Source organism: Streptomyces sp. W16 (assembly GCF_033194735.1).
GTDB lineage: Bacteria > Actinomycetota > Actinomycetes > Streptomycetales > Streptomycetaceae > Streptomyces.
Genome location: NZ_JAWOAI010000669.1, coordinates 1 through 4,517, shown reverse-complemented (window position 1 = coordinate 4,517; position 4,517 = coordinate 1). Strand labels below are relative to the sequence as shown.

Genomic DNA, 4,517 nt, shown 5'->3' with positions numbered 1-4,517 from the left:
GGCAGTGCGGACGGCGCGGGCGCGCTGGTGGCGTGCGACGCGCTGTGGGGCACCGGTGCCTCGCGGGCCGAACTGCTCGACATCTGCGCCGAGTTGGGCAGCGATGTGCCGTTCAGCCTGGTGGGCGGGGCGGCGTTGGGTGTCGGGCGCGGCGAGAAGCTGACGGTCCTGGAGACCGGCGGCACCTTCCACTGGGTGTTCGCGATGGCCGGGCGGGGGCTGTCGACCCCGGCGGTGTTCCGGGAGTTCGACCGCTTGGCGGAAGGCGTCGACATCCCCGAGCCGGTCGCCTCGCAGCCGCTCCTCGACGCGCTCGAGAAGGGCGACCCGGACGCGCTCGCCGCCGCCGTCTCCAACGACCTGCAGCCCGCCGCCCTTTCGCGCTTCCCGGAACTGGCCGACACCCTCGCCGCGGGCCGCACCGCGGGTGCCCTCGCCACGCTGGTCTCCGGCTCGGGCCCCACGACGGCGTTCCTCGCCCGCGACCCCGGGTCGGCGGCGAAGGTGGCCGCGGCGCTGACGGCCTCGGGGACATGCCGGACGGTACGTACGGCGGCGGGTCCGGCGGCAGGGGCGACCGTGATTGACCGACCTTCACACGAGGTCCACGAAAACCCCGCTTGAACTGCGAAAATGCGCATGTGCGGTGTTATCGAAACCACATTGATTTAATGTTCGCCAATCAACCCCATGGTCCCATTCATGGCGTATGTCCCGCAGGTGCGGCTGGCATGATCAGCCAACCTCCGGTCCTTGTTACCGGCGGTACTCCCTGCGCGCGCGGTCTCGCCGCGCCACGCCCGAGAGGAACCTCCCCATGGGCCACATGGACCACTTCAGCGCCGGCTGGGTCACCCCGGTCCTGTCCTACGCGATGGCCTGCGTCGGCGCCGCGCTCGGACTGCGCTGCACCGTAAGGGCACTTGAGACCGACGGTGCCTCCAAACGGAACTGGCTGACCCTCGCCTCCGTCGCCATCGGCTCCGGCATCTGGACCATGCACTTCGTGGCCATGCTCGGCTTCAGCGTCGAAGGCACCCCCATCCGCTACGACGTCCCGCTCACCGTCCTCAGCCTGCTGATGTCGATCGGCGTGGTCGCCGCCGGCGTCTTCACCGCCGGATACGGTCGCTCCCGCGTCACCTCGGTCGCCTTCGGCGGCATCGGCACCGGCCTCGGCGTCGCCGCCATGCACTACACCGGCATGGCCGCGCTCGACCTGCACGGCTCGATCGACTACGACCCCGTGCTCGTCATCGCCTCCGTCGCGATCGCCGTCGTCGCCGCGACCGCCGCGCTCACCCTCACCCTGATCGTCCGCGGCCCGGTCCTCGCCACCCTCGCCGCCCTCGTCATGGGACTCGCGGTCAGCACCATGCACTACACCGGGATGTACGCCGTGAGCGTCACCCTCGCACCCAGCGGCGCGACCCTCTCCGGTGCCACCGCCACGGAGTTCATCTTCCCGCTCGCCGTAGTGCTCGGCTCCTTCCTCTTCCTGGCCTCCGCCTACGTCGCCCTGTCCCCGACCGGCAAGCGCCACGAGTCGGCCTTCGCGGCCGAGTTGCTGCGCGAGGTCGAACTCGCCACGGTCTGAACCGACTTCGACCGGCGCGTACGGCGATGCCAACCACGTCTCGGGCGGCCGGCATTGGTTGCCGAGCGAGCCCGGACCGGCAACGGCTCCCGCTTCCCCGGGGCGTCGGCGTCGATTGCCGAACGGCGTCGAACGCGCCGCGGTCCGGACCGAGTTCGACTCTCCGAACGGCGTCGGCCCCGCCCCCCGGGGCCGGGTGCCGAGTCGCTGTACGAGATCGAACCCGTCACGGTCGGAGTCGGGCTTCGGGCTCGTCGGACGGCGTCCGCCCCAACCCCCGGGCGTGGGCGCCAGGTTGCTCCGCCAGGTCGAACCGGCCCGGTCCGAGCCGGGCTTCGGCTCTTCACCCGGCGCCGACCCCACCCCCTCCAGGGGGCCACAGGCCCCGAATCGCTGCGCGAGGTCGAACTCGCCACGGTCTGAGCCGGCTTCGGCTCTCCTCACGGCACCGGCCCGCCAACTCCCCCGGCGGCCACCGCCGTTCGAACCACCCCGCACTTCCCTGAACGAGGTCCCCCATGCGTGTCCTCCGCACGCCCGCCCGGCTGCGCCCCAGATCGGTCCGCGCGAAGATCGTCGCCCTGCTGATGCTGCCCGTCGTGTCCCTGATGGCCCTCTGGGGCTTCGCCGCGGTGACGACGGCGTCGAGCATCGCCGACACCGAGACCGCCAAGGACGTCAACTCCGAACTCCTCGCCCCCGTCGCCGAGTTCATCACCGCCGTGCAGGGTGAGCGGACGGCGGCCCTGCGCCACGCGGACGCCCCGGGTGCCTTCAAGGCCGCCACCAGGGCCACCGACACGGCCGCCGCCGCGCTGCGCGACGGCGTCAACGACTCCAGCTCGGACGCGGCACTCATCGACTCCTCGCTGCCGGGCCGTATCGACAAACTGGAGGCCGACGCCACCGGCCTCGCCGCGCTGCGCACGAGCGCCACCGCCAAGGGCGCCAAGTCGACGGCGACGTACAGCAGTTACTCGGCGATCGTCGAGCACGGCTTCTCCGTCACCGGTGCCCTCACCGGCGACAAGACCGCCGCCGACGCCTCCGAGGCACGCGTGGTGCTCGAACTGTCCCGGGCCCGCGAGGCGGTCGCCCAGGAACAGGCACTGCTCGGCGCCGCCCGCACCGGGGGCGAGCTGACGAAGGAGCAGTACGCGCTGTTCGTCGGCGCCGTCGCCACCCGGCACTCACTGCTCGAACCCGCGGTCGCCGACCTCAAGGCCGAGCACCGGACGGCGTACCGCAAGGTCCTGGACGGCACCGGCTACGCCCAGTTCCAGGCCGTGGAGAACCGGGTGCGCAGCGCGGGCCCCGGCACCTCCGCCGTGTCCACGGGGCTGCTGCGCGGCTGGGACTCCGCCGCGGGCGGAGTGCTCACCGGGCTCGACACGGCCGAGACGAAGGCCGGTACGGGAGCCACGGCCGCCGCCGACCCCTTCGGCTGGGACACGCTCGGCGCCTCCGGGATCGCCGTGGTCCTCGGCCTGGTCGGCGTGCTGCTGTCGCTGCTCGTCTCCGTGCTCGTCGGCCGCGGCCTGATCGTCGAACTCCTCGACCTGCGCAACTCCGCCCTCGAAGTGGCCGGCCGCAGCCTCCCGCGGGCCATGCGCCGACTGCACGCGGGACAGGGCGTCGACATCGACGCCGAAGCTCCCATGCGCCGCCTCGCCGGTGACGAACTGGCCCAGGTCGGCACCGCGTTGACCGCCGTCCAGCGCGCAGCCCTCAGGGCCGCCTCCGAACGCGCCGAACTCCTCAGCGGCATCTCCGGCGTCTACGTCAGCCTCGCCCGCCGCAGCCAGGTCCTGCTGCACCGCCAACTCGACCTGCTCGACGCGATGGTGCGCAGACAGCGCGACCCGGCCGAGCTGCAGGAGCTGTACCGCGTCGACTACCTGGCCACGCGCATGCGCCGCCACTCCGAGAGCCTGCTGATCCTGTCCGGCATCGCGCCCGGCCGCGGCTGGCGGGACCCGATCCCGCTGTCCGACATCCTGCGCGCGGCCGTCGCCGAGATCGAGAACTCGTCCCGGGTGCAGATCTGGGCCGTACCGAAGGTGTCGCTGACCGGCGGTTCGGTCGCCGACGTGATCCATCTGCTCGCCGAACTCGTCGAGAACGCGACCGCGTTCTCACCACCCAGCACCCAGGTGCAGCTGCGCGCCGCCCGGCTGCGGGAGGGCATCCTCATCGAGATCGAGGACAGCGGCTTCGGCATGAAGGAGGACGCGATGGTCGACGCCAACCGCAAGATCCAGTCCGAGAAGGTCGACCTCCTCGACGCCAAGCAGATCGGCCTGTTCGTGGTCAACCGGCTGCGTGAACGGCAGGGCCTGCGGGTGGAGGTACGGCACTCGTCGACCGGCGGGGTCACGGCCGCGGTACTCATCCCCGAGGGCCTGATGCGCGACGACATGCCGGTGGGCGAACACCAACACGCCTCCGGCGGGCGGGGGTTGGCGCCCGCGTCGGCCCTGGTCCCGCAGCAGCGGCTGCGCGGGGCCGGTGCCTGAGACCGCGCTCTTCGCACCATCTCCACACAGATGTACCGCAATCGCAGTACAGGTGGGGCGGATGGGACGGATAGGTTCGTTTGATACTTCAAGTGCACTGCCGGAAAGGCCAATTCCGTGTCCGACGCCCCCACGCCGTCCACCCCCACACCGCCGTCCCCCACCTCGTCCCACCGCAGGAAGCGGTCCCTCTCGCGTCGCGGCGCGATCGGGGCCGCCGGAGCCGTCGCCGCCGGGGCCGCCCTGACCCCGGTGGTGTTCGCGGCCACGGATTCCGGCTCCACCACCGACACGAGCACCGACGCGGCCCCCTCGGGCACCAAGCCGGAGACCTTCCCGGCCACCCGCACCGCGACCGCCACCGGCACCGCCCCGGCCACCACGGCCTTCGCCGAGATCGGAAG

General features: G+C 72.1%; 3 protein-coding genes and 1 pseudogene. All 4 read left to right on the top strand.

The window, feature by feature from the left end; genetic code table 11:
- Positions 1–624: GHMP family kinase ATP-binding protein (locus R6V09_RS46705; RefSeq protein ID WP_317887540.1), on the top strand; the 624-nt coding region annotated here is incomplete at its 5' end.
- 193 nt (positions 625–817) lie between these two features.
- Positions 818–1,597: an MHYT domain-containing protein gene (locus R6V09_RS46700; RefSeq protein WP_317887539.1), complete on the top strand. Its 780-nt coding sequence runs from the start codon at positions 818–820 to the stop codon at positions 1,595–1,597.
- Between the two features lie 518 nt (positions 1,598–2,115).
- Positions 2,116–4,113 (top strand): sensor histidine kinase, encoded by a 1,998-nt coding sequence (locus tag R6V09_RS46695; protein WP_317887538.1) that lies wholly within the window; start codon positions 2,116–2,118, stop codon positions 4,111–4,113.
- Between the two features lie 117 nt (positions 4,114–4,230).
- Positions 4,231–4,517 (top strand): annotated as a pseudogene (locus R6V09_RS46690) (hypothetical protein); the annotation flags it as partial.

Bases quoted from the DNA above. Each gene is read 5' to 3' on its own strand.
- R6V09_RS46700 (WP_317887539.1), top strand. From the start codon at position 818: ATGGGCCACATGGACCACTTCAGCGCCGGCTGGGTCACCCCGGTCCTG.
- R6V09_RS46695 (WP_317887538.1), top strand. From the start codon at position 2,116: ATGCGTGTCCTCCGCACGCCCGCCCGGCTGCGCCCCAGATCGGTCCGC.